The following is a 22622-nucleotide window of genomic DNA, read 5'->3' on the forward strand; positions in this document are numbered from 1 at the left end:
ATCCGGCGGTTGCACACCGTGCTCTGCGGCGAGCAAACGCGCTGGCGCTGCTGGATCGCGGGAAGAGTTGCGAAGAGGTGGCCGAGGTTCTGTTGCCGGGTGGCGACACGGTCAGGACCTGGCACAGCCTGTCTGAGCAAACCGGCATCCGAGCGTTCGAATTTACACCCATCAAACTACCTTTCCGCTGATACTTGGTCGTCGTTGTTCCTAAAGCAGCTATATCTAGGAATTCTCAGATTTAGCGATTCAAGGCAGAAGGATAATCAGGTAGGGCAATTAGATTCGTTGGCGATTTGCAGTTCGCCGGTACAAACATGCCGATCAGTTCGGGCATTAAGGGAAGTGAAGTTGGGGGCCAATTTAGAACAACAACAGGTGATTGAGTCTCTCGATGGGCCTGTGTTGATCGTCGCAGGCCCCGGCTCTGGAAAAACCTTCAGCCTTGTTGAGCGGACTGCGAACCTGCTTGCGACGCGTGATGTCGTACCCGAACGCGTGCTGATTTCGACGTTTACCGAGAAAGCCGCCAAAGAGCTTAAAACCCGTATCACTGACCGCCTGCAGAAGTCGGGTTCAGCCATCAACCCAATGGACCTGACCGTTGGTACGCTCCATTCCATTTTCCTCGATATCATCGAGGAGTTCCGTGCATTCTCGCGTATCCGGCGCAACTTCACGATCCTTGATCAGTTTGACCAGCAGTATTTTGTGTTCCAGCGGCTGCCTGAGTTTCGGGAGATTGATGGGCTGGAGGCATTCATTCGGCCGACGCCTGGGCTATCCTCCTGGCGGGTCGCTGACCGGCTTTGCGGATACCTCAACAAAATTTCGGAAGAGGCGGTTGATCCTGGCGCGCTGGCAACTGCTACCGCTTCGGAATTGCAAATTCTTGGCGCGGCTTACACACGCTATCAGGCATTGCTGGAGCAATACAACTACGTCGATTTTTCGACCATTCAGGTTGAGGTGTTGCGGCTGCTCGGCCTGCCAGAGGTCCTAGAAAAGCTGTGTTCGCGCTTCGATTATCTGATGATCGACGAATATCAGGACACGAACACGATCCAGGAGCGGATTGTGCTCAAACTGGCCTCTCGCCATCACAACATCTGTGTTGTCGGCGATGACGATCAGGCGCTGTATCGGTTTCGCGGTGCTTCGATCCGTAACATTCTCGAATTCCCGTCGCGGTTTCCTGCCGGGAGCTGTAAACAGATTTATCTGACCAAGAACTATCGCTCCCACCCCGACATTGTCGATTTCTACAACCGCTGGATGGAGCTGGCGGATTGGCAGGGGCCCGACCGCTCCTATCGCTTCGGCAAGGTGATTCAAGCTGCCAGCGATGATCGTGCTGCGCGGCCTGTCGTTTTCAAGGTTTCTGGCGAGGATGGTGAAGACAACTGGGCGAGTGAAACTGTTGCGTTTCTGACCAAGCTCCGGGCTGACGGCATCGTCAAGGATTGGAATCAGGTCGCGTTTCTGTTCCGTTCGGTACGCAATCCCAAGGTTGTGAGTTTCGCCAATGACCTGGAAGCTGCGGGCATCCCGATCTTTGCGCCGCGATCGAACATGTATTTTGAGCGCGACGAGATCCGCCTGATGATCGGCGCCTACATGTTCCTGTTCCCGCAGTATGGCTCGATCCGTGCCACGCGCGAGGGGATGCAGCTGGATGTCTGGGCCTATTTCGACCGTTGCCTGAGTGACTTCATCGCGCACCTTAAATCGGGCGAGGACGCGCAGATCGCGGCCTGGATCAAGGACAAGGCCCGGCAGCACCTGTCGTTGTCCGAGAATACCAACTACTCGTTCGCCAACCTGTTCTACGATCTGGTCCAGTTCCCCACTTTCAGCCGCTATCTCGGCGAGGACATTGCCCATGGCGGCGTACGCGATAGGCGCCCCGCGCGGAACCTGGCTAAATTTTCGCGCCTGCTGAACAAGTTCGAATATCTCTACAATGTCATCATCCTCCAGCCGGACCGGCTTGAGCGCGACCTGCTGATGCTCTTCAACTATTTCCTGCGGTTCCTCTGGGATGGCGGGATCGAAGAATATGAGGATGAGGCTGAATATGCCCCTTCCGGCTGCGTCTCGCTGATGACCATCCACCAATCAAAGGGCTTGGAATTTCCGATAGTCATTGCCGGCTCGCTCGATGCGGTGCCGCGTCACCAGCAATCCCCGCTCGATGCGCTGCTAGAAACGGAGTTTGGCGAAGGCGAGCCGTTCGAACCGCTCGACCGGATTAAAACGTTCGATTTCTGGCGCTTGTTCTACACCGCCTTTTCGCGCGCGCAGAACATGTTGGTGCTCAGCTGCCAGGAAAACACGCCCAAGGCCAAAGGGCAGCGCAATGTCCCGACGCAATACTTCAAACCCGTCTACACCCCGCTCAAAAGCTGGCGCGAACTGAAATTCGATCCGGCGATCACCAAGCTGGCCACGATCAAGTCGGGCAACCTCAAGCATAGCTATTCCTTCACCTCGGACGTGCTGATTTTTGAGGCTTGCCCGCAGCAATACCGCTTCTTCAAGGATCTGGAGTTCGCGCCAGTGCGGACCAATGCCATCCTGTTTGGAACCTTGGTCCACCAGACGATCGAGGACATCCACAAGGCCGTGCTGCGCGGTGACGAAAAGAAGGTCACCACGGATCAGATCGATCACTGGTTCCGTACCAACTACGCCAACATCTCCCAGAAGGAGCGGGTCTATTTGGGCGAGCCGGTGCTGCGCATCGCGCGCCGCCATGTTGCGACCTATGTCGACCGGGAACGGGGCAACTGGCATCGCCTGCGCGAGGCCGAGGTCGAGCTCAGCCTGCTCAAGGAAAATTACGTCCTGAGCGGCAATGTCGATCTGATCCAGGCCGAGGATGGGGCTTGGGAAATCATCGACTTCAAGACAGAGAAGAAGCCCGATCTGATCGACGATGCGGAAAAAGTGGCGCGATACCGGCGGCAGCTGCAGATTTACGCGCACCTGTTCGAGGAAAAGCGCGGCGTGCGGGTGGACCGGATGGCGCTGTATTATACCGGCGAGGAATCCGGGAACCCGCGCATTACGTTCAACCGTGAGACGGCGGATATCAAGGGCACGATTGACCAGGTCGATTCCGTTATCGGCAAAATCGTTGCCAACGACTATGGGTTGAAGGAGCGACCGGAGAAGCTGTGCAAGAACTGCGACTTCCGGTCATTTTGCGATATGACTTTTTGCCGTGCCTGATGCGCGGCTACACCAGTGAGACGGGATTCAAAGGGCGGCATGAGCAAGGATAACCCAGAAGCATTTGAGACGTTTGAATTCGATCTGCCGCCGATCCGTGGGTTCCCCGAACTGCGTTGGGCGGGCAAGCGCCCGTTCAAATCCACCCAGTATTTCCCTGCCCAGAAGAAGGAATCCTATGGCGACCCGACCGATGGTTGGTGGAACCGCCTCTACTGGGGCGACAACCTACAAGTGATGTCGCACCTACTGCGGGAGTTTCGGGGTCAGGTTGATCTCGTTTACATCGACCCACCGTTTGACAGTAAGGCTGACTACAAAAAGAAGATAAAGCTGAAATCTGGAAAATATACGAACGATTCTTCAGTTTTCGAAGAAAAGCAGTATGAAGATATTTGGGTATCTGATTCATATTTTCAATTCATGTATGAACGGCTTCAACTTATAAAGGAGCTATGCTCTGACCATGCTAGTATATTTGTACATATTGATCCTGGAACATCGCATTACATAAAAGCGATAATGGACGAAATTTTTGGTCCAGACAATTTCCTTAATGAGATTATTTGGAGTTATCGTCGCTGGCCGTCGATTTCGAAGAAATTTCAAAGCATGCATGATGTCATCTTGTACTATAGTAAATCAAAGTCGGATGAAAGGCGGTTTGAGGTCAGTTATGAGGATGCTTCTGAAAGCTATATGAAGAGATTTGGGGGGAAAACCCAAATACTTGACGAATCGACCGGTACGCGGAAAATTACCTCGGACGAGGATACTAAGGGAATGCCTCAGCGCGATGTCTGGGATATTTCAGTTTTAGCCGGAAACAAGCCTGAACGTGTCGGTTATCCAACGCAGAAGCCGGAGGAATTGATTGCTCGTATCGTCAATTCGGCTTCAAAGCCAGGCGACCTTGTGTTCGATTGTTTCATGGGTTCTGGGACGACGCAATCTGTTGCGATGCAACTCGGAAGGCGATTCATAGGGGCCGATATCAATCTTGGCTCTATCGAGACTGCGAGCAAACGACTGATTGGCGTGAATAAAATCATAAACGCCGGTGAAGCCGACCTCCTTGAAGGGCTGGCTGAAAAACCTCAGAAATTTTTCACTGGTTTTGAACTGTATAACGTCAATAATTATGATCTCTTTCGCAACCCCTCAGATGCTAAGAACCTCATAACCGAGGCGATGGAATTGCAGCCATTGCCGCCAAGCAGCGCGTTCGACGGCCAGCGTGAGGGCTATCTCGTCAAGATCATGCCTGTGAACCGCATTGCCACGCGGCAGGACTTGAACGAGGTGATCAACGGCCTCGACTTCAAAGCCTTTGAACGCCGCCAAGCCGAGGCACCGAACAAGCCGGTCGAGCGCATCCACCTGGTTTGCATGGGGCATGAGCCCGATCTTGGGCCAGCCTTGCAAAAGGAGGCCAAGCCGTTCGACATCGAGGTGATGGTGACGGACCTGATCCGCGACAAGGCGCACCTGCATTTCAAAAAAGCCTCCGACGCCCGCCTCGCCATCGAGAATGGCGAACTGGTGATCAAGGGCTTCTACCCGATGAACCTGCTCCAGAAGCTGTCGCTGGAAAGCGACGCGGTGGAAGACTGGCGCCAGCTGGTTGAGAGCGTGAAGGTCGATTTCAACTATGACGGTGCGGTGCTGACACCTGCCATTGTCGATGCGCCGGGCAAGGAAGAACTGGTCACGGGCCGCTATGCGATCCCCGCCGAAGCCGCGACGATCCGGGTGAAGATCACCGATCTGCTTTCCGAGTCATGGGAAGGCGAAATCGAAAATGGCTAAGGGCAAGAAGACGATCCGGCAGGATTTCGCCTTCTTTCAGGCCCTGCTGAAATTCTACACCGAAAACCGCGGCACGATCCGTAAGCGGTACAAGCAGCTGTCGAAGCAGGTGCTGGATTTCAACGATCCGGAACTGCGGACCGATGCCTTTCTGCGTAAGCCGCAGTTCGAGGCGCTGGAAATCTACATTTTCCTCAAGGAATTTGGTGACAACGCCCACGTCCACCAGCTGTTTCAGCAATGGGCGAAGAATGAGGGGATGTTCGCCGAATTCCAGACGACCGGTGCTGACCGCAGGGGGCAGGGCACCCTGCTGCCTTTCATGGAGTTGGAAGGCGAAGAGCAATATCAGGCCATCTTCGCCAAGCTGAGCGAGCGCGCCCGATCCTACCCCAACTACATTTTCGCGCTGACCATGGGCTTGGGCAAAACCATCCTGATGGCGACGTGCATCTTCTATGAGTTCCTGCTCGCCAACAAATTCAGCAAGGACACGCGTTTTTGCAAGAACGCGCTGGTGTTCGCGCCCGACAAGACGGTGCTGCAATCGCTGAAGGAAATCCAGACGTTCGATCTCAGCAACGTCGTCCCGCCCGAATATGCCAATTTCCTGCGCTCGAATCTGAAGTTCCACTTCCTTGATGACACCGCCTCGACCATCGGCGCGCAGGACGGCTCATCGTTCAACGTCATCATTTCGAACACCCAGAAGATCATCCTGAAACGCCGCTCTGCCGCGCCGACCGCGACCGACAAGCTGTTCTCGGAAAAGACCGGCACGCTGTCGGAAGTCTATGGCGAGCTCTACGAAATGCTGGGTGAAGCTGCGCCGGAAACCGACGCCGATCTGGCTGTCAACGCCCGGTTCCAGCGCATCGCCCGCCTGCCGCAGCTCGGCATCTATGTGGATGAAGCGCACCATTCGATGGGAGCCGCGCTGGAAAAGGATCTCGGCCAGGCCAAGCAGGATTCTGCGTTGCGCACGACCATCGACGAGTTAGCCCGCGCGCTGGAGCACAAAAAGACCAGCGTGGTCGGATGCTACAACTTCACCGGCACGCCCTATGTCAAAGATACGATCATGCCCGAGGTTGTTTATGCCTACGGCCTGAAGCCGGCTATCGATAACAAATACCTCAAGCAGCCCGATTTCGTGGACTATTCCGGCAACGTGAAGTCCGGGGACTTCCTCAAGCTGGCTGTGCAGGATTTCTGGGAGCGCGAAGGCGAAAACCGCCGGGAGGGCATGCTCCCCAAACTGGCAATCTTCGCATCCACCATCGATGAACTCGATACGGAACTTCGCCCTGCCTTGGAGAAGATTCTCACCGATCTGGGCGTGCCGACGAACCGAATTCTGGTGAACGTCGGTGATGAAAAGCTGACCACCGGCGAGGATATTCGCGAATTCAATCGCCTCGATACCGAAGCCTCAGACAAGCAATTCATCCTGCTGGTCGGCAAGGGGCGTGAAGGCTGGAACTGCCGTTCGCTGTTTGGCGTGGCGCTCTATCGCAAGCCCAAGTCCCGAATTTTTGTGCTGCAATCGACCATGCGATGTCTGCGATCGATTGGCGAGATTCAGGAAACCGGGCACATCTACCTGTCGGCCGAGAACATGGAGATTCTGAAGGACGAGCTTCAGCAGAACTTCCGCGTCACCACTGATGAGATCGGCCCGAAAAAGACCGATGACAGCGAGACTTACATTGTAACAGCGGTCCCCCCGCCGGTCGTTCTGACAATCACACGCCGCCGCCAGCTGTTTCAGACGCGGCGGAAAGACGAGCCCGAGAAACTGGCATTTGACCTTTCGGATACCGCCTTGGAGCAATATCGGGCAACCCTGCGTCGCCGGAAGGCCGTCAACGCCGCGATTGAAGAGCAAGAGGATGTCACCGAGCGGCTCGATAATCGCAAGTTTAGTGAATATACTTTGGTTGCCGAAGTCGCCCGATATTTCGCAGGCGATGGCGTCTCCCCCTTTGACATTTCGGCAATGTTGGAAGCGACCGATGCAGGGCTGCCGCGACTGGTCGAAGCCGTCAACATGTCGAATGACGTGCTTTATGATCTGGTGATACCTGCCGTTTTCCAGGCGCTGTTCGAGATCAAGACGTTCGATGACCCGGTCGAGGAACAAATCGAGCTGGTAAAGGGCTACAACCCGGAAACCAATCGAGTGCCAACCTTCACCTTCCGGGCGAAGCCGCATCTCGTCGCCAGTCGCGATTTTCCGCAATACGCAGGAACGCGGCACCGGACTTTCCACCTCGACCATTACTGCTTCGACAGCCAGCCAGAGATCGACTTCTTCGAAAAGGTTCTTAAACTCAACGACGGTGACAAGATCTACTTCACCGGCATGTTGGTGCACGGGCAATCCGGCTTCAGGGTCAATTACATCCACCCGGAATCGCATACCGTCTGCAACTATTATCCCGACTTCCTCATCCTGCGCGAGGATGGATCGACTCATCTGGTAGAAGTAAAATCGGCATGGAAGTCCGATGATCCGGTGGTGGTAGCAAAGAAGGAAGCGGCAGAGCGGCTCGCTGAGGGCAGCCGATTCCATTACGCATTGTTGACCAAGGACGACTTCGACGAGTTCCTGGGCACGGAGACCGGTTGGCAAAAATTTGCAAAGCGACCGTTGAGAAGTGGTACGTTGGACCTTGCACCACATTGATCGCAAGCGGTGGGGGGCCATGATCCCGATAGCATGTTGCATCACGTACGCCGGTTAAACCAGAGGGTAGGCTGTTGTTTCCGCCCATGATAATTAGAATCTGCGGGGACGAAGTTTGGAAGTCCAGCAAGGGGGGGGAATTCCCCTGCGGCCGAGCCGAGGTCTCTGCCGACCCCTTTTGCGGGGGCACCCCGCAACGCCCCAGGAGAGTGAGAGTGCGGAAAGATTTTCCGTGACGGGTTGAGTGCCGAGAGAGAGGCTTCCGGCGCCCGTCATGGAGATTTTCCCATGAACATGCAGGTTTTCGACGCCCGCGCCGATGCGCGCGGCGGATACAAAGTGGATGTCACGCGCGGGACACGCATCGGCCGCGTCTCGTCCGAGTGGTTCTCGCGGCCCGATGACGAGCGGTTCCTTTCGCTGGACGAGCTGGCCAGCGCGGTGCGCGGCCGTTCCGAGCGCAGCCGGACCCGTATCGTCGAAACGGCCCTCATTCATGTTGAGGCGAACCGGAATGATCCCGAGCGTCTGTCCCTGATCCTGCCCGGTGCCGAGGCGCCCGTGGCCCCCACCCACTGGAGTTTTGGCCAGTTGGCGGCCCAAGTCGGGGCGCCCGCCGCCTATCTGCGGCAGCTGCCCGCACCATTGGCCGCGATCAATCTGCAATATGGCCTGACCTCGAACCGCGCCGAGCAGATCAAGACGCTGGAAACCGATGATGCTCGATCTGGGGGCCGCATCGAACTGCGCGCCGTCACCGGCCCCGACTATGGCCGCATCTACGACCATGAACTCGTCGAAGCCGTGCAACGCATCGCCGGCAACGGCACCGGCGATACCCGCTGGAAAGTCCCAGGTTGCCTCGACTGGTCGACCGGTATCTACAATCCGCGCGTCGACATCACCCGCGACACCACCACGCTCTATGCCTCCGACAGGGACGTCTTCCTCTTCCTGGTCGACGATCTTAACCCCATCGAGGCGGGGCGGCTGCCCGATGGCTCGCCCGATCTCTATTTCCGGGGGTTCTATTGCTGGAATTCCGAGGTGGGCGCCAAGACGCTCGGCATGGCGAGCTTTTACCTGCGCGCCGTGTGCCAGAACCGCAACCTCTGGGGCGTTGAGGATTTCGAGGAAATCACCATCCGCCACAGCAAATATGCTGCCAATCGCTTTGCCCATGAGGCAGCGCCTGCGTTGCTGAACTTTGCCAATTCCTCGCCGCAGCCCTTCGTTAACGGCATAAAAGCGGCCCGGACAAGGATCGTTGCCCGCACCCACGAGGACCGCAGTGATTTCCTGCGGGGGCGCGGCTTCTCCAAAGCCGAGACTGGCAAGATCATTGAGACCGTGCTGACCGAGGAAGGGCGCCCACCGGAATCGATCTTCGATTTCGTCCAGGGCATCACGGCGGTGGCCCGCGACAAACCCCACCAGGACGCCCGGCTCGACATGGAGGCCAAGGCGAAGAAGCTGCTCGATCAGGCTGCCTGAGTTTCTTGAGGCCAGGGATGCGGATAGGCGTGTCTCCGGCTTTGCGCTTCATCCATGCCGTTTCCCTGATTGCCTTGGCGCTGCCCCCTCCGAAAGGAAGAGGGCGGCGCCTCACTTCGTGACGGGTTGAGGTCCAAGAGAGAGGCTCTCGGGCAGCCCGTCGCGGAGTAATCAACGATGGCTACTGCCTTTCAGAAAATCACCCTGTCGTCCTCGTACGACATCCCCTTCAACAAGCTGGTCCTGAGCCAGGCGAACGTCCGGCGGGTGAAGGCCGGCGTCTCGGTCGAGGAACTCGCCGAATCCATCGCCCGATGCGGCCTGATCCAGTCCCTGCATGTCCGGCCCGTCCTCGACGCCGAGGGCGCGGAAACCGGCATGTTCGAGGTGCCAGCCGGCGGGCGCCGCTATCGCGCGTTGGAACTGCTCGCCAAGCAAAAGCGTCTGGCCCGAACCACGCCGGTGCCCTGCGTCGTCGGCGACGCCGCCAGTGGCATACTGATCGACGAGGTGTCGCTGGTCGAAAACATCGAGCGTGCACCGCTGCACCCGCTCGACCAGTTCCGCGCATTTCAGGCCATGCGCGACAAGGGCATGACCGAGGAGGCCATCGCCGCGGCCTTCTTCTTGGGCGTCAACGTCGTCAAACAGCGCCTGCGTCTCGCCGCCGTTTCGGCGAGCTTGCTCGAGGTCTATGCCGAAGATGGCATGACGCTGGAACAGCTCATGGCTTTCACCGTCACCGAGGACCACGCACGGCAGGAACAGGTCTGGGAAGCGATCCAGGGCAGTTGGCAGAAAGAGCCTTGGCAGATCCGCCGGATGCTGACGGAAACCACGGTTCGGGCCTGCGACAAACGCGCGCATTTTGTGGGCATCGCGGCCTATGAAGCCGCTGGCGGCATCGTCCTGCGCGATCTGTTCCAGTCCGATGATGGCGGTTGGTTGCAGGATGTCGGACTCCTTGATCGACTCGTTGCCGAAAAGCTGCGGGCCGAGGCCGACAAGGTCGCCGCCGAGGGTTGGAAGTGGGTCGATGCCAGCCTCAGCATTCCCTACGGTGTCACTCACAGCATGCGGGAGATTGTCGGCACGCCGATCGACATGACCGACGACGAGCAGGCGGCGCGCGCAGCGCTCCAGGCAGAACTCGATCGCCTGACCGAGGAATACGAGGATGCCGACGAACTGCCGGATGCAGTTGATCAGCGGCTCGGTGAAGTCGAAGCTGCGCTGGAGGCGCTCGACAATCGCCCCATGCGTTACGACCCCGCCGAAATCGCCACCGCCGGAGCCTTCGTCACTATCGACACCGACGGATCGCTGATCACCGACCGCGGCTATGTCCGCCCCGAGGACGATGCGCCCGCCGAGCCGGTGATGGGCGATAGCGATGCCTACGCCGATGTCGTGCGTGACGGGCCCATCGCCCATGCCGTCAGGCCGGTCGTGGTCACCATGGGCGGCCAGCCTGTCCCGAGCGAGGAGGACGAGGAGGACGGGATCAAGCCGCTACCCGAGCGCCTTATGACCGAACTTACCGCGCACCGCACCCTGGCGCTGCGCGATGCGCTCGCTCACCATCCCCGGATCGCCATGACGGCATTGCTGCACAAGCTGGTCTCCGACATTTTCCACCAGCGCTCGGCAAACGGCGTCCTCGAAGCCCAGGTCCGGCACATCTTCTTTCCGGCCCAATCCGAGGAACTTGGCGACAGCCTCTCGGTCAAATCGGTCGATGAACGCAACGAGCTTTGGAAATGCCGGGTCCCGGCCGATGATACCGCGCTCTGGGATTGGCTGACCGCGCTTGATGAAGAAGCCCGCATGGCGCTTCTTGCCCATTGCGTCAGTTATGGGGTGAACGCGCTGTATGAACGGCCCAATCCCTATAGCAGTTCGGGCGTCAGCGAGCACGGACTGGAACTGCGACTGGCCCAGGCCAATCGACTGGCGCGCGAAACCGGGCTCGACATGGTGAACGCAGGGTGGCGACCGACCGTCGGCAACTATCTTGGCCGGGTCACCAAGGCTCGTATCCTCGAAGCCGTCCGCGAGGGCGCCGGCGAACGGGCCGCCCAACTCATCGACCACATGAAGAAGGGCGATATGGCCAAGGAAGCAGAACGCCTGCTGGCTGACACCGGCTGGCTGCCAGAACCGCTGCGCCTTGCCGATCTCAGCGGCGAGTGTGCTGCGGATGACGACAGTGGCGACGAAGCGCTGCCCGCCTTCCTGACCGATGGCGACGAGGACGAGATGGCCGAAGCGGAAGACGACGAGCCCAGCGCGATCGCCGCCGAGTAGCCAGTCCCGGCGGGGAGTGCTGACACCGCTCCCCGCCACCTCGCCAAGGGAGGCACATCATGCCCGAAACCACCACGCAGCAACCGTGCCGGGTTGTGTTTCAGTATCTCGTCCCCGTGCATGTCGAGGTCGAAGATGGCCTCGTCGCCTGCGTCAGCGTGATTGATGAAACCCCGGTGCGTGATCCGACATTTGTCGAGGGCGATGCCAGCTATCTCGCTGAAGCCGTCGCTGCCGCTGATGATGGTCAGGACTGGCCATCATGGCAGTTCGGCACCTGACCGCCGATCACCACCACCTTCCCATCAAAGCCCGGCCAATTCGCTTAGGCCTGCGCGGCATATGCCTCGCGGGGCCGGGCTTTCTCGTTTCAGGAGCCTGACATGGCTGATTATTTCACGCATTTCTCATGCCTGCTCGATGTCGGCACGCCCCAGAACGCTGCGCGGGCACTCGAGCTTTACAACGCGCTATCTCAGGATGGCGCATCGGAAGAACCGCCATCGGACGGATTTCTTCTGTCCATCCAGCCCGAACATGGCGGATCCCAGCTATGGTTGCACGACGATGTAACCGGCGATCCCGAGCGACTGCTCCAGTTCGTCAAAATCTGCGCCGCCGAGTTCAACCTGTCCGGCCGCTGGGGTTTCCAATACGCCAACACCTGCTCAAAACCGCGCCTCGATGGCTTCGGTGGCGGCGCCCATGTCCTCGATCTGGCCACCTGCGAAACTGTCGCCTGGACCTATACCGATGGCTGGCTGGCATCGGTTCTTGACGGGGGCGACGGCGATGCCTGAGATCATCGAAACCACCGTCTATCGGCTCGACGAATTGCCCGAGGCGGCAAAGGACAAGGCCAGATCCTGGTATCGTGAGGGCGGCTTCGACCATGAATGGTACGAATGCGTCTATGCCGATTTCGAGGCCATCTGCGCCATCTTCGGCGTGGAACTCAAAACCAGACCCGTCCGGCTGTTCGGGGGCGGATCGCGGCAAAAGCCGGCGATCTATTTCAGCGGGTTCTGGAGCCAGGGCGACGGTGCCTGCTTCGAAGCCTCCTACGCATACAAGCGCGAAGCCTCACGCCGGATCAGGGATCACGCCCCCAAGGATCCCGACCTTCATGCAATCGCGGACAGCCTGCAATCCGTGCAGCGGGGCAATTTCTATCAGCTTCGCGCCGATACGTGCCACCGCGGGCGTTACTACCACGAATATTGCATGGACGTTGCGGTCGAGCGCGACAGCCCAACCCGGCAGGAAATGACAGCGGATGCCGAAGAGGCCGTCATTGAGGCGATGCGCGATCTGGCGCGCTGGCTCTACCGGCAGCTTGAAGCTGAATATGCGTATCAGGCATCCAACGAGGTGGTCGATGAGGTCATCGCCGCCAATGCCTATACTTTTACCGAGGCCGGCCGTCGGTTCGGCTGACGACAGAACAGCGCCCCGCCAATGGCCGAGGCGCTGTTGCCGGATTAGCCGTTCAGCTTGTCCTTCACCGCCTTGGCAGGCGCGAACGTGAGCTTCTTGGATGCAGCGATCTGAATAGTAGCGCCAGTCGAAGGATTGCGGCCTTCGCGGGCCGGTGTGTCCTTGACCTTGAACTTGCCGAAGCCATTCAACGCAATTTCGTCACCCTTGGCAGCGGCGTCAGCAATCGCGGCGAAGACACCGTCAACCAGCTTACGCGCATCAGCTTTGGTCAGTTCATGCGCGGCGGCAATCGTATCGGCAAGGTCACTATTATTCATCGGTTCGAACTTTCCTGAATTTGTGGAGTGCCCCGCTTAGCGGCCTGCGTTGCGAAAATCTATATTGGGCAGGTTTACCGCCCGAGAGTGAGAGGGTCGCCGGGATGGAGATGAGTCCGGGCGGTTCGAGAGAGCGCCCGCGCGGGCTTGTCCCTTTCCGCTCTCTTGGGGCTTACCTCCATGAACATTCTGACCTGTGTGCCAGGCGCTGCGGCCACGCCGCTTTCACCGTCCTCGGCAATCCTTGCTGCCGCCAAGGCCCTGTTGACCCATCTCGAACGGGGCGAACGGGTGACCGCCGCCCACCTGCGCGTTGCCATGGAAAGCGCTTTCGGCGCCTCTGACGCGGCCGGTGCATGGGACTGGAAGGCCGCCTATGAGGCCTGCGAGGTCGCGACGGTGCTGTTTATGCGCAAATATGGCAAAGCCCTGTTTCGCAAATCTGCATCCCCGGCGGCGCGGCTTTGCGTTCTGGAGAAAATCGCCGACCTGCTGCCAACACACACCCGCCGGTCCGAGGAGGGCCAAGCGCTTCAGCAATTTTCGACGCCCTTGCCGCTTGGCCTCGCCGCGCTGACCGCCGCCGCCATCGCGCCCACCGATCGCGTGCTGGAACCCTCGGCCGGGACAGGCCTGCTGGCGATCCTTGCCGCAACCACCGGCGCCCCGCTCATTCTCAATGAACTGGCGGAAACCCGCGCTGATCTGCTCGCCGCGCTCTTTCCATCGCTCGCCGTCACCCGCTTCGACGCCGCCCAGATCGACGATCACCTGGATGACGCGTCCATCCCCAGCGTCGTGCTGATGAACCCACCCTTTTCGGCGATGGCCAACGTCGAGGGCCGCGCGGCGGATGCCGCCTATCGGCACATCGCCTCGGCACTGGCGCGCCTCGCCCCCGGCGGCCGGATGGTGGCGATAACTGGCGCAAACTTTGCGCCCGATGCGCCCGCATGGCGCGATGCCTTCATCCGCCTCCAGCAACGCGGCCGCATCGTCTTCTCAGCGGCGATCGATGGCTCGGTCTATGCGCAGCACGGCACCACATTCCCAACGCGGTTGACCGTCATCGACAAGGCACCGGCCGATGATCCATGCGTGTTTCCCGTCTCACCGGGCCGCGCGCCGGACGTCGCCACGCTGCTCGATTGGATCGAAACGCAGGTTCCGCCTCGGCTGCCGGTGGCCTTGCCGATCAGTGCCCCGGTTCCTGAACCGCGCCGCGCCAGCCCCAGTTTTGCGCGCCCAAGCGCCATCGCGATACAATGCGGTCGACCAAGCCTGGCTGATCCAGAAGCCGTTGAACTTGCCTACGAGTCGATCGATTGGGCACAGCCCGAGGGCACGCGCCTGACCGAAGCGATCTATGAAGAGTATGGATTGCAGTCGATCCGCATTCCCGGTGCCCAGTCGCATCCGACCAAGCTGGTGCAATCGGCCGCGATGGCCAGCGTCGCGCCGCCCAAGCCGACCTACCGCCCGCTGCTGCCAGCCAACATCCGCACCCTCCTGTCAGATGCCCAACTCGAAACGGTGATCTATGCAGGCGAGGCCCATGGCGATCACCTCGCCGGCTCGTGGACCCTCGATGAAACCTGGGATCTGATGAAGGCAGCCCCGGTTGATGCCCAGAACGCCGTCCGGTTCCGCCGTGGCTTCATGCTCGGTGATGGCACCGGTGCGGGCAAAGGTCGCCAGTCTTCCGGGATCATCCTCGACAACTGGCTGCGCGGACGGCGCAAGGCCCTATGGATTTCGAAGTCGGACAAGCTGCTCGAGGACGCGCAACGCGACTGGTCGGCCCTCGGCATGGAGCGGTTGCTGATCTCGCCGCTGTCGCGCTTCCCCCAAGGCAAGCCGATCACGCTGGCGGAAGGCATCCTGTTTACAACCTATGCCACGCTGCGATCCGACGACCGCGGCGAAAAGGTTTCGCGGGTCAAGCAAATCGTCAATTGGTTGGGCGCCGATTTCGACGGTGTGATCATTTTCGACGAGAGCCACGCCATGCAGAACGCCGCCGGTGGGAAAGGAGAACGCGGGGATGTTGCCGCCTCGCAGCAAGGACGTGCCGGGCTTCGGCTCCAGCACGCGCTGCCCGATGCCCGCATCGTCTATGTGTCGGCGACCGGCGCCACCACGGTTCACAATCTCGCCTATGCCCAGCGCCTGGGGCTCTGGGGCGGCGAGGATTTCCCTTTCGTCACCCGTGCCGAATTCGTCGAGGCCATCGAAGCTGGCGGTGTGGCCGCCATGGAGGTGCTTGCCCGCGATCTGCGTGCATTGGGGCTCTACACCTCCCGGTCGCTTTCCTACGACGGCGTCGAATATGAACTGGTCGAACACGCGCTGACCGATGAGCAGCGGCGCATTTATGACGCCTACGCCATGGCATTTTCAGTCATTCACAACCACCTCGACGCAGCCATGGAAGCGGCCAATATCACCGGCAGCACCGGCATGTTAAACCGCCAGGCAAAGTCCGCCGCTCGCAGCGCCTTTGAATCCGCCAAGCAACGCTTCTTTGGTCATCTGCTGACCAGTATGAAAACGCCCACCCTGATCGGCGCAATCGATCAGGATCTGCGCGATGGTCATGCCGCTGTCATCCAGATCGTCTCCACCGGCGAAGCTCTGATGGAACGCCGCCTTGCCGAACTGCCGACCGAGGAATGGAATGACGTTCGCGTTGACATCACGCCGAGGGAATATGTCCTCTCCTATCTCCAGCACTCGTTCCCGGTGCAGCTCTACGAGCCCTTCACCGACAGCGAAGGCAATCTGTCGTCGCGGCCGGTTTATCGCGATGGCCAGCCCGTCGAAAGCCGCGATGCTGTCGCGCGGCGTGACGAGCTAATCGAACATCTCGCCAGCCTGCCGCCAGTTCCCGGCGCGCTCGACCAGATCGTCCAGCGCTTTGGAACCGACATGGTGGCTGAAGTCACCGGCCGGTCGCGGCGCATCGTCAGGAAGGGCGACCGCCTCGTCGTTGAAACCCGCGCCCCTTCCGCCAATCTGGCCGAGACGTCGGCCTTCATGGACGATCAAAAACGCATCCTGATCTTCTCGGACGCGGGCGGTACGGGACGCAGCTATCATGCTGATCTCTCGGCTCGCAACCAGCGGCTGCGTATTCACTATCTGCTCGAACCGGGCTGGAAGGCTGACGCTGCCATCCAGGGGCTGGGCCGCACCAATCGCACCAACCAGGCGCAACCCCCATTGTTCCGGCCCATCTCGACCGATGTGAAGGCCGAGAAACGCTTCCTTAGCACCATCGCCCGGCGCCTCGACACGCTCGGTGCCATCACGCGCGGGCAGCGGCAAACTGGCGGTCAGGGCCTGTTTCGACCCGAAGATAATCTGGAAAGCCTCTATGCCCGCGATGCCCTGCGCCAGCTCTACCTGCTGCTCGTGCGCGGCAAGGTCGAGGGCTGCTCGCTGCAACGGTTCGAAGACGCCACCGGGCTGAAGCTGATCGACGACAACGGCATCAAGGATGAATTGCCGCCCATCACCACCTTCCTCAACCGGCTTCTGGCCCTGACCATCGCTCTGCAGGGCGTGCTTTTCACAGCCTTCGAGCAGCTGCTGACGGCCAAGATCGAAGGCGCGGTCGCGGCCGGCATCTATGACGCCGGTCTCGAAACCCTCACGGCGGAAAGCTTCGTCATTACCGACCGCAGCACCATCCACGTCCACCCCGGCACCGGCGCGGAAACACGGCTGCTGACTATCACCGAACGCCAGCGCAACCGGCCCGTCACGCTTGCGGATGCCATGGCACGGCACCGCGATGGCAGTGGAAAGCTGCTGGTCAATGATCGGTCCGGCCGGGCCGCCGTGCAGGTGCCGACAACCAGCATCATGCTCGACGACGGCGAAATCGAACGCCGCGTCCGGCTGATCCGCCCCATGGAAGCCCATAACATCGCCTTCAAGCTGATGGGCGAAAGCCATTGGCAGGAGGTCGAACCGGCTATCTTTGCTGCCGCCTGGAACGCTGAGCTTGCCGAACTGCCCGAGTTTGAGGATCGCACCATCCATATTGTCGCCGGGCTCCTCCTGCCGATCTGGAAGCGACTGCCCGACGAATCGACGCGGGTCTATCGGCTCCAGGCCGATGATGGGGAGCGCATCATCGGTCGCCGCGTCTCGCCGGCCTGGGCGGTCAATGCCACAAGCATGGGCGCGATCAGCCTGACGCCGGACGAAGCATTCGCGGCGCTGATCGACGGGCGCACCATTCTCGACCTGACCGAGGGGCTTCAGCTTCGCCGGGTGCGGGTTATGAGCACCAACCGTATCGAGCTGTCCGGCTTTACCGACACCATGCGCGAGCGCTTGCGGGCATACGGCTTGTTCAGCGAAATTATCTCGTGGAAGTTGCGCTTCTTTGTGCCGACCGATGGCAGCGGCTGCGCGGTTTTGGCGCGATTGCTTGACACCTATGCTCTGACACGCATCGCCGAGCGGGAGGCCGCGTAATGGTTCGCCATGATGCTTCCGATCTTGCGCATCGCCTTGGCCGACAGGCCGAGGCGGTTTGCCGCCATTATCTCTCGTCCGGTCATCGCCAGGGGCACTATTGGCAAGTTGGTGATGCCCGCAACGCGCCCGGCCGGTCGATGTTCGTCAGACTCAAGGATTCGTCCAAAGGCCCTGCGGGCAAATGGCAGGATGCAGCCACCGGTGAGCATGGCGACCTGCTCGATGTGATCCGGGAAGCACTCGGCCTCATCGATTTTGGCGATGTCGCAGTGGAGGCGCGGACATTTCTCAGCCTGCCGCATCCCGCACCAGAACCAAGGCCGCCCAAACGAAAGGCAATGCCAGCGCCATCTGGCTCATCCGAAGCCGCCCAGCGGCTCTTTGCCATGTCGCAGCCGATTGCGGGCACCCTCGTCAAAACCTATCTCGCCCATCGCGGCCTTGTGGGCCTGACCGGCACGGCAAGCCTGCGGTTCCATCCCCGCTGCTATTATCGCGCCGGTCAGCATGAACCCACCGAAATCTGGCCAGCGATGATCGCCGCCGTCACCGATCTCGAAGGGCAGATCACCGGCGTACATCGAACCTGGCTGGCACCGGATGGCTCGAACAAAGCCCCGATCGACACTCCGCGCAAAGCGATGGGCGCCCTCCTGGGGCACGCAGTCCGCTTTGGCCTATCCGGCGATGTAATGGCCGCCGGGGAAGGCATCGAGACCGTATTGTCGCTGCGCCAAATACTGCCCGATATGGCGATGGCTGCGGCGCTCTCGGCAGCACATCTCGCTGCTTGCCTGTTCCCGCCATCCCTCCGCCGCCTCTACATCGTCCGCGACAAGGATCCGGCCGGGGACGGTGCGCGCGATAGCCTGATCGAACGGGCCAACGCTGCCGGGATCGAGGCGATTGTGCTGTCGCCCCTGCATGGCGATTTCAACGAGGATCTCCTTGGCCTCGGCATCGCCGCGCTTGCGGCAAATGTCCGGGGCCAGCTTGCCACGCCGGATGTCGCCCGCTTTTTGCAAGTCACGACGTAGCCCGGAACGACGAGAGGTGTGCGACGGCGGCCCCATCAACGCCCGCTCTGATAATTCTCAATCGGTAGTGGCCCGCGCCTCGGCCTTCGAGAGGGCGATCGGCCGGCAAACGGTCCTGATCAGCAACGGCTGCGACCAACGATTTTCCGCCGCCCCGATCCACCCCACGCGGAAGCCCGCGCGAGGACCCCGGCTCAGGCCTTTGCATCGCGAAGCAAAATCGATGGTCTGCGCCATCCTTCGCTGCGCTTCGGCCCTACAGCTTCGCTTTGGGTGCAGATCCAGCCCGCCCGCCAGCTTTTCTCGCCATGAAGGCCGCGATGATCGCGGTCAAACCGAGGAACCATCCCATGAGCGAGCATGACGACTTCGAGCCCGAGCACACTTCATCCCCAACCGACCATTTGCTCCAGGAACTTCAGCTTTACGGCTATCGCCCCTTCGAGGACGAACCCGACCCAAGGCCTTTGCCCGAAGGGAACCGCGTTGCCGGTGCCGTTGCCGATATTTTCGACGCCCTGATTGCGACGCTGGAGGACACCCGCCTCGAACCCGATCTCGACGACTTGCTCTGGTCGACGGTCAATATCTTCCACCGGGCCACCGATCGGATCGAGCGCGAACTTGACGACAATGAGCAGGCGCAGCGCCGGGGGCAGCGTGAGCAAGACGGCAGTGAGGTCAAATCCGTCGAACTCGAACGCCTGATCGCGCAAGGTCAGACCCTGCTGGAACGCCGTGACGCCTTCGAACTGATGCGTGACCAGGCCGCCGACCACTTCGAACGCCAGACCCGATCAAGCTGGAAACCGCGCTCCGGATCGATGGTCAACCATCGCAATCTGACCTCGGCCATGATCGACAGCCGTGATTTCCTCGCCGCCAAGCGCCGGGCAGAAACCGAGGTTCTACTTCCGGCCGGAGCGAAAATCGCCTTCTCCGGTGGCGACAGCGCCGATCACCAGCTCATCTGGGCCAAGTTGGATCAGGTCCACGCCAAGCACACCGACATGGTGTTGCTGCATGGTGGCTCGCCCAAGGGTGCCGAAAAGATCGCCTCGCGCTGGGCCGACACCCGCAAAGTGCCGCAGGTTGCCTTCAAGCCCGACTGGACCAGGCACGCCAAGGCGGCTCCCTTCAAGCGCAACGATCAGATGCTGGCCATCATGCCGATCGGGGTCATCATTTTCCCCGGCACCGGCATCCAGGACAATCTTGCCGACAAGGCCCGCAAGCTGGGCATTCCGGTCTATCGCTTCGGGGCGGGCGGCGCGTAAGCGTCGCCGATCAATAATGGAAACGGCATTGCGCGATTTCCAGCTGCTGATCGGGCGGACTGCCCGTGACACGGTAGACCAGCCGGTCTTCGAGCGTGACCCGCCTGGACCACCAGCCTTTGAGGTCGCCTTTCAGGGGCTCGGGCTTACCCGTCCCCTTGAATGGTGTGCGCTGGCATTCCTTGATGAGATCGTTGACGCGCCCAAGAATATTGGGGGCATTGGCTTGCCAGTAGAGATAATCTTCCCAGGCAGCGTCGGCGAAGACCAGCTTCATGGCTCGATCAGATCACGCGCCATGCCCTTGCCACCGTCCAACTGCCCGATTGCAGCCATGAGGCGGTTCCGGTTGGCCTCCGTGGACAGCAGGTGCATCGACTCCTCGATCGCGTTCCAGTCCGAAAGTGAAATCATCACCACGGACTCGGCTTTCTGTCGTGAAACAACCACAGGCGCGCGATCCGCAACGACGCGGTCCATCACCTCTTTCAGGTGCGCGCGGGTATCGGAATAGCTGATCACGTCCATACTGGGTCTCCTGCCCACTTATATGTACCAATTCCTGTACAATTGCAAGGCCGGGATCGAGGCCGATGCTGCGCCGAAGCAGAAGCCCAGAATGACATGCGATCGAATGAGGGCAATTGCCAGAAGGCTTTGCTCCGAATGATGCCTTCGATCCCCTGTGCCGGACGGTGAAACCACCCCCGCTTCAAACGCGCTGATCCTTGGCCCAGCCAAGGGCCTGACGCCATCAACCCGTAAAGGGTCGGACTACGCATCCGCGTGCCGCCACACTGGCTTTGCCAGCGCGGTGATTGCAGCCCTTGGCCGGTCACTTCGGGCGCCTGTCAGCGGGGGGATGGTCCTTCCGCTTCGCACAGGAGCCGGATCGATGTCCCTCAACGACGCTCAAGCCTTCGCCTTCAGCCTCGCCGCCACCCTGATGGTTGCCATCGTGATCTTCCGCGCAGGCGACGGTAGCCTGTCAGTCGTACCCGCCGCCGAATTCGACCATGACGCCGAAATTATCGCAGAAATTGACCCATTCGCGCCCTGACCGGTCGCGATGGCCAGCCGGAGCGGAGATCCCAATCGATTTCCGCTCCCTCTTTGGCCTGACTTTCGCTATACTACGCGGCGTGCCGTGGAGGTGGTGGAGGCGCGACCGTCAGACCAATTCATACGGGAGTCCACCACCATGATTATCCTTGGCATACTGCTGTCCATCGCTGCGATCGGCCTCTTGTGCTGGTTGCTGTTCACCCTTGCTGTCTTTGCATTGCCCTTCCTTGTCGGCGTCAGCGCGGGCACATGGGCCTATCATACTGGTGCTGGCTGGTTGGGCACGATCCTTGTCGGCCTCACCGTCGCAGGCGTGACGCTCGGCCTTGGCCAAGTGTTGCTCAAGACCGTCCGCCCACTTTGGGCGCGGTTGCTGATCGCACTCACTTTCGTCGTGCCCGCTGTCATCGCGGGCTATCACGCCACCCACGGCATCGTGAAGCACACCATGCCGTCCGAAACCTGGCAGATGGCCTTCTCGATTATCGGCGCAATCTCGGTCGGCGTCACCGCGTTCGCTCGGGTCGCGGGAATGGCGGCCACCGGCCCAGCCAGCCGGAGCATGGTCAGGGCCTGACAGGCCCCGGCGCAAACGAATTGGACGACCAGAGGGGCGTGCTCGATCGACATTGACAGTTACCTTCTGCCCAACGACAGTAGTCGACCAACTTACGTCGTTGAGGCCCCCGGTTGCCAGTGACCGGTTTAGAAAAAACCCGCCATTCAAATCGAGTGCGCGCGGTTGGCGCGCTATGGCCGTGATACCAAAAGCGGAACAGTCAGAAGCTTGGCATATGTTTACAACCAGATTCTGCCACCTGTGATCAACAAATCCTTCGCCTGCCGGCCACGTTCGCTTGCTATAACTGATGATCAAATCGCGCGATATATGTGATGATCACGGCGCGGTGGCGTTCGACGATACGCTGTTTTTGCTCAACATCTCCTGCCACACGCAATATCTGAATGCCCAGCCCATCGACGATCGCCGAAATATAAGCAAGTTCGTCCTCTAGTACTGATGCGTCACAGAGTTTTGCCAGGTTGTCGCGGATGGCCTGATCCCATAGCGCATAATAGCGGTCGTTTTCTTCTGCCAATCGCGCGTGACCGGTTGCACCTGCTGTCCAGAAAGCAAACCAAACCTTCCATTCGATTTCTCGTTCTTCATCAAACGGCAATCCCTGAAGAATGATTTCGCGCAAACATTCGAAATGGCTCATGCCGGACTGGTTGATCATACCGATCCGGTTGAACGAAACTTCGCAAACAACGCGCAGGATTTCGATCAGCAGATCGTCGCGGTTGGAAAAATGGTGGGTGATTGCCCCCGTTGTATACCCCGCTTCGGCTGAAATGCGCCGAAGCGTTGCGCCTTGCAGACCTTCTTGGGCGATCAGGCGCATGCCGGCTGCCACAAATTCCGCACGGCGGCTTGCTCTCTCGGCACTTTTTGACATTT

Annotated in this window: 17 protein-coding genes; 13 read left to right on the forward strand and 4 right to left on the reverse strand. The window is 60.0% G+C overall.

Annotated features, from left to right (window positions below):
• Positions 1–345: 345 nt before the first annotated feature.
• The 8 genes from AQZ52_RS05210 (at position 346) to AQZ52_RS05245 (ending at position 12970) form a co-directional block, all read left to right on the forward strand.
• Complete coding sequence (locus tag AQZ52_RS05210; RefSeq protein ID WP_067907003.1) at positions 346–3234, forward strand: ATP-dependent helicase; 2889 nt, start codon at positions 346–348, stop codon at positions 3232–3234.
• Between the two features lie 39 nt (positions 3235–3273).
• The gene (locus tag AQZ52_RS05215; protein WP_067907005.1) at positions 3274–5043 is read left to right on the forward strand and encodes a site-specific DNA-methyltransferase; all 1770 of its coding nucleotides are present in this window, start codon (positions 3274–3276) and stop codon (positions 5041–5043) included.
• On the forward strand, positions 5036–7732 hold the full coding sequence (locus AQZ52_RS05220) for a DEAD/DEAH box helicase family protein (RefSeq protein WP_067907007.1): 2697 nt from the start codon (positions 5036–5038) through the stop codon (positions 7730–7732). Before AQZ52_RS05215 ends, AQZ52_RS05220 begins: the two co-directional genes overlap by 8 nt.
• A 288-nt stretch (positions 7733–8020) precedes the next feature.
• Positions 8021–9226, forward strand: a complete 1206-nt coding sequence (locus tag AQZ52_RS05225) for a hypothetical protein (RefSeq protein WP_067907009.1) — start codon at positions 8021–8023, stop codon at positions 9224–9226.
• Between the two features lie 177 nt (positions 9227–9403).
• The gene (locus tag AQZ52_RS05230; protein ID WP_067907011.1) at positions 9404–11533 is read left to right on the forward strand and encodes a ParB/RepB/Spo0J family partition protein; all 2130 of its coding nucleotides are present in this window, start codon (positions 9404–9406) and stop codon (positions 11531–11533) included.
• 59 nt (positions 11534–11592) lie between these two features.
• On the forward strand, positions 11593–11814 hold the full coding sequence (locus AQZ52_RS05235) for a hypothetical protein (protein WP_067907013.1): 222 nt from the start codon (positions 11593–11595) through the stop codon (positions 11812–11814).
• Between the two features lie 102 nt (positions 11815–11916).
• On the forward strand, positions 11917–12333 hold the full coding sequence (locus AQZ52_RS05240; RefSeq protein WP_067907016.1) for a hypothetical protein: 417 nt from the start codon (positions 11917–11919) through the stop codon (positions 12331–12333).
• The gene (locus tag AQZ52_RS05245; protein ID WP_067907018.1) at positions 12326–12970 is read left to right on the forward strand and encodes an antitoxin of toxin-antitoxin stability system; all 645 of its coding nucleotides are present in this window, start codon (positions 12326–12328) and stop codon (positions 12968–12970) included. Before AQZ52_RS05240 ends, AQZ52_RS05245 begins: the two co-directional genes overlap by 8 nt.
• Positions 12971–13014: 44 nt before the next feature.
• Here the strand turns inward: AQZ52_RS05245 and AQZ52_RS05250 are convergent, their stop codons facing one another.
• The gene (locus tag AQZ52_RS05250) at positions 13015–13290 is read right to left on the reverse strand and encodes an HU family DNA-binding protein (RefSeq protein WP_067907021.1); all 276 of its coding nucleotides are present in this window, start codon (positions 13288–13290) and stop codon (positions 13015–13017) included.
• A 180-nt stretch (positions 13291–13470) separates the two neighbouring features.
• On the opposite strand from AQZ52_RS05250, the gene AQZ52_RS05255 reads away from it, so the two are divergent.
• The 3 genes from AQZ52_RS05255 to AQZ52_RS05265 all read left to right on the forward strand — a co-directional run bounded on the left by AQZ52_RS05255 (position 13471) and on the right by AQZ52_RS05265 (position 20095).
• Positions 13471–17778 (forward strand): strawberry notch family protein, encoded by a 4308-nt coding sequence (locus tag AQZ52_RS05255; RefSeq protein WP_067907023.1) that lies wholly within the window; start codon positions 13471–13473, stop codon positions 17776–17778.
• A complete protein-coding gene (locus AQZ52_RS05260) occupies positions 17778–18818 on the forward strand; it encodes a DUF7146 domain-containing protein (RefSeq protein ID WP_067907024.1) in 1041 nt (346 codons plus the stop codon). Before AQZ52_RS05255 ends, AQZ52_RS05260 begins: the two co-directional genes overlap by 1 nt.
• A 350-nt stretch (positions 18819–19168) precedes the next feature.
• Positions 19169–20095, forward strand: coding sequence for a DUF2493 domain-containing protein (locus AQZ52_RS05265; RefSeq protein WP_067909474.1), 927 nt, complete (start codon positions 19169–19171; stop codon positions 20093–20095).
• Positions 20096–20105: 10 nt separating this feature from the next.
• Here AQZ52_RS05265 and AQZ52_RS05270 read toward each other — a convergent pair whose 3' ends face one another.
• Both AQZ52_RS05270 and AQZ52_RS05275 read right to left on the reverse strand, forming a co-directional pair.
• The gene (locus AQZ52_RS05270; RefSeq protein ID WP_067907026.1) at positions 20106–20372 is read right to left on the reverse strand and encodes a Txe/YoeB family addiction module toxin; all 267 of its coding nucleotides are present in this window, start codon (positions 20370–20372) and stop codon (positions 20106–20108) included.
• The gene (locus tag AQZ52_RS05275) at positions 20369–20623 is read right to left on the reverse strand and encodes a type II toxin-antitoxin system Phd/YefM family antitoxin (RefSeq protein ID WP_067907028.1); all 255 of its coding nucleotides are present in this window, start codon (positions 20621–20623) and stop codon (positions 20369–20371) included. The genes AQZ52_RS05270 and AQZ52_RS05275 overlap by 4 nt, the downstream gene beginning before the upstream one ends.
• Positions 20624–20990: 367 nt before the next feature.
• Here AQZ52_RS05275 and AQZ52_RS18715 point away from each other — a divergent pair, with 367 nt between their 5' ends.
• Both AQZ52_RS18715 and AQZ52_RS05280 read left to right on the forward strand, forming a co-directional pair.
• Positions 20991–21155: a hypothetical protein gene (locus AQZ52_RS18715; protein WP_169793713.1), complete on the forward strand. Its 165-nt coding sequence runs from the start codon at positions 20991–20993 to the stop codon at positions 21153–21155.
• A gap of 141 nt (positions 21156–21296) precedes the next feature.
• The gene (locus AQZ52_RS05280; protein ID WP_067907030.1) at positions 21297–21737 is read left to right on the forward strand and encodes a hypothetical protein; all 441 of its coding nucleotides are present in this window, start codon (positions 21297–21299) and stop codon (positions 21735–21737) included.
• 283 nt (positions 21738–22020) lie between these two features.
• Here AQZ52_RS05280 and AQZ52_RS05285 read toward each other — a convergent pair whose 3' ends face one another.
• On the reverse strand, positions 22021–22620 hold the full coding sequence (locus tag AQZ52_RS05285; RefSeq protein WP_082697565.1) for a TetR/AcrR family transcriptional regulator: 600 nt from the start codon (positions 22618–22620) through the stop codon (positions 22021–22023).
• Positions 22621–22622 lie beyond the last annotated feature (2 nt).

Origin of the sequence: Novosphingobium fuchskuhlense, from assembly GCF_001519075.1 — a bacterium.
GTDB classification, from domain to species: domain Bacteria; phylum Pseudomonadota; class Alphaproteobacteria; order Sphingomonadales; family Sphingomonadaceae; genus Novosphingobium; species Novosphingobium fuchskuhlense.

What these genes read in the sequence shown, in the direction of transcription:
- AQZ52_RS05215 (WP_067907005.1), top strand. Translation starts at nt 3,274, where the DNA reads ATGAGCAAGGATAACCCAGAAGCATTTGAGACGTTTGAATTCGATCTG.
- AQZ52_RS05220 (WP_067907007.1), top strand. Translation starts at nt 5,036, where the DNA reads ATGGCTAAGGGCAAGAAGACGATCCGGCAGGATTTCGCCTTCTTTCAG.
- AQZ52_RS05225 (WP_067907009.1), top strand. Translation starts at nt 8,021, where the DNA reads ATGAACATGCAGGTTTTCGACGCCCGCGCCGATGCGCGCGGCGGATAC.
- AQZ52_RS05230 (WP_067907011.1), top strand. Translation starts at nt 9,404, where the DNA reads ATGGCTACTGCCTTTCAGAAAATCACCCTGTCGTCCTCGTACGACATC.
- AQZ52_RS05235 (WP_067907013.1), top strand. Translation starts at nt 11,593, where the DNA reads ATGCCCGAAACCACCACGCAGCAACCGTGCCGGGTTGTGTTTCAGTAT.
- AQZ52_RS05240 (WP_067907016.1), top strand. Translation starts at nt 11,917, where the DNA reads ATGGCTGATTATTTCACGCATTTCTCATGCCTGCTCGATGTCGGCACG.
- AQZ52_RS05245 (WP_067907018.1), top strand. Translation starts at nt 12,326, where the DNA reads ATGCCTGAGATCATCGAAACCACCGTCTATCGGCTCGACGAATTGCCC.
- AQZ52_RS05250 (WP_067907021.1), bottom strand. Translation starts at nt 13,290, where the DNA reads ATGAATAATAGTGACCTTGCCGATACGATTGCCGCCGCGCATGAACTG.
- AQZ52_RS05255 (WP_067907023.1), top strand. Translation starts at nt 13,471, where the DNA reads ATGAACATTCTGACCTGTGTGCCAGGCGCTGCGGCCACGCCGCTTTCA.
- AQZ52_RS05260 (WP_067907024.1), top strand. Translation starts at nt 17,778, where the DNA reads ATGGTTCGCCATGATGCTTCCGATCTTGCGCATCGCCTTGGCCGACAG.
- AQZ52_RS05265 (WP_067909474.1), top strand. Translation starts at nt 19,169, where the DNA reads ATGAGCGAGCATGACGACTTCGAGCCCGAGCACACTTCATCCCCAACC.
- AQZ52_RS05270 (WP_067907026.1), bottom strand. Translation starts at nt 20,372, where the DNA reads ATGAAGCTGGTCTTCGCCGACGCTGCCTGGGAAGATTATCTCTACTGG.
- AQZ52_RS05275 (WP_067907028.1), bottom strand. Translation starts at nt 20,623, where the DNA reads ATGGACGTGATCAGCTATTCCGATACCCGCGCGCACCTGAAAGAGGTG.
- AQZ52_RS18715 (WP_169793713.1), top strand. Translation starts at nt 20,991, where the DNA reads ATGTCCCTCAACGACGCTCAAGCCTTCGCCTTCAGCCTCGCCGCCACC.
- AQZ52_RS05280 (WP_067907030.1), top strand. Translation starts at nt 21,297, where the DNA reads ATGATTATCCTTGGCATACTGCTGTCCATCGCTGCGATCGGCCTCTTG.
- AQZ52_RS05285 (WP_082697565.1), bottom strand. Translation starts at nt 22,620, where the DNA reads ATGTCAAAAAGTGCCGAGAGAGCAAGCCGCCGTGCGGAATTTGTGGCA.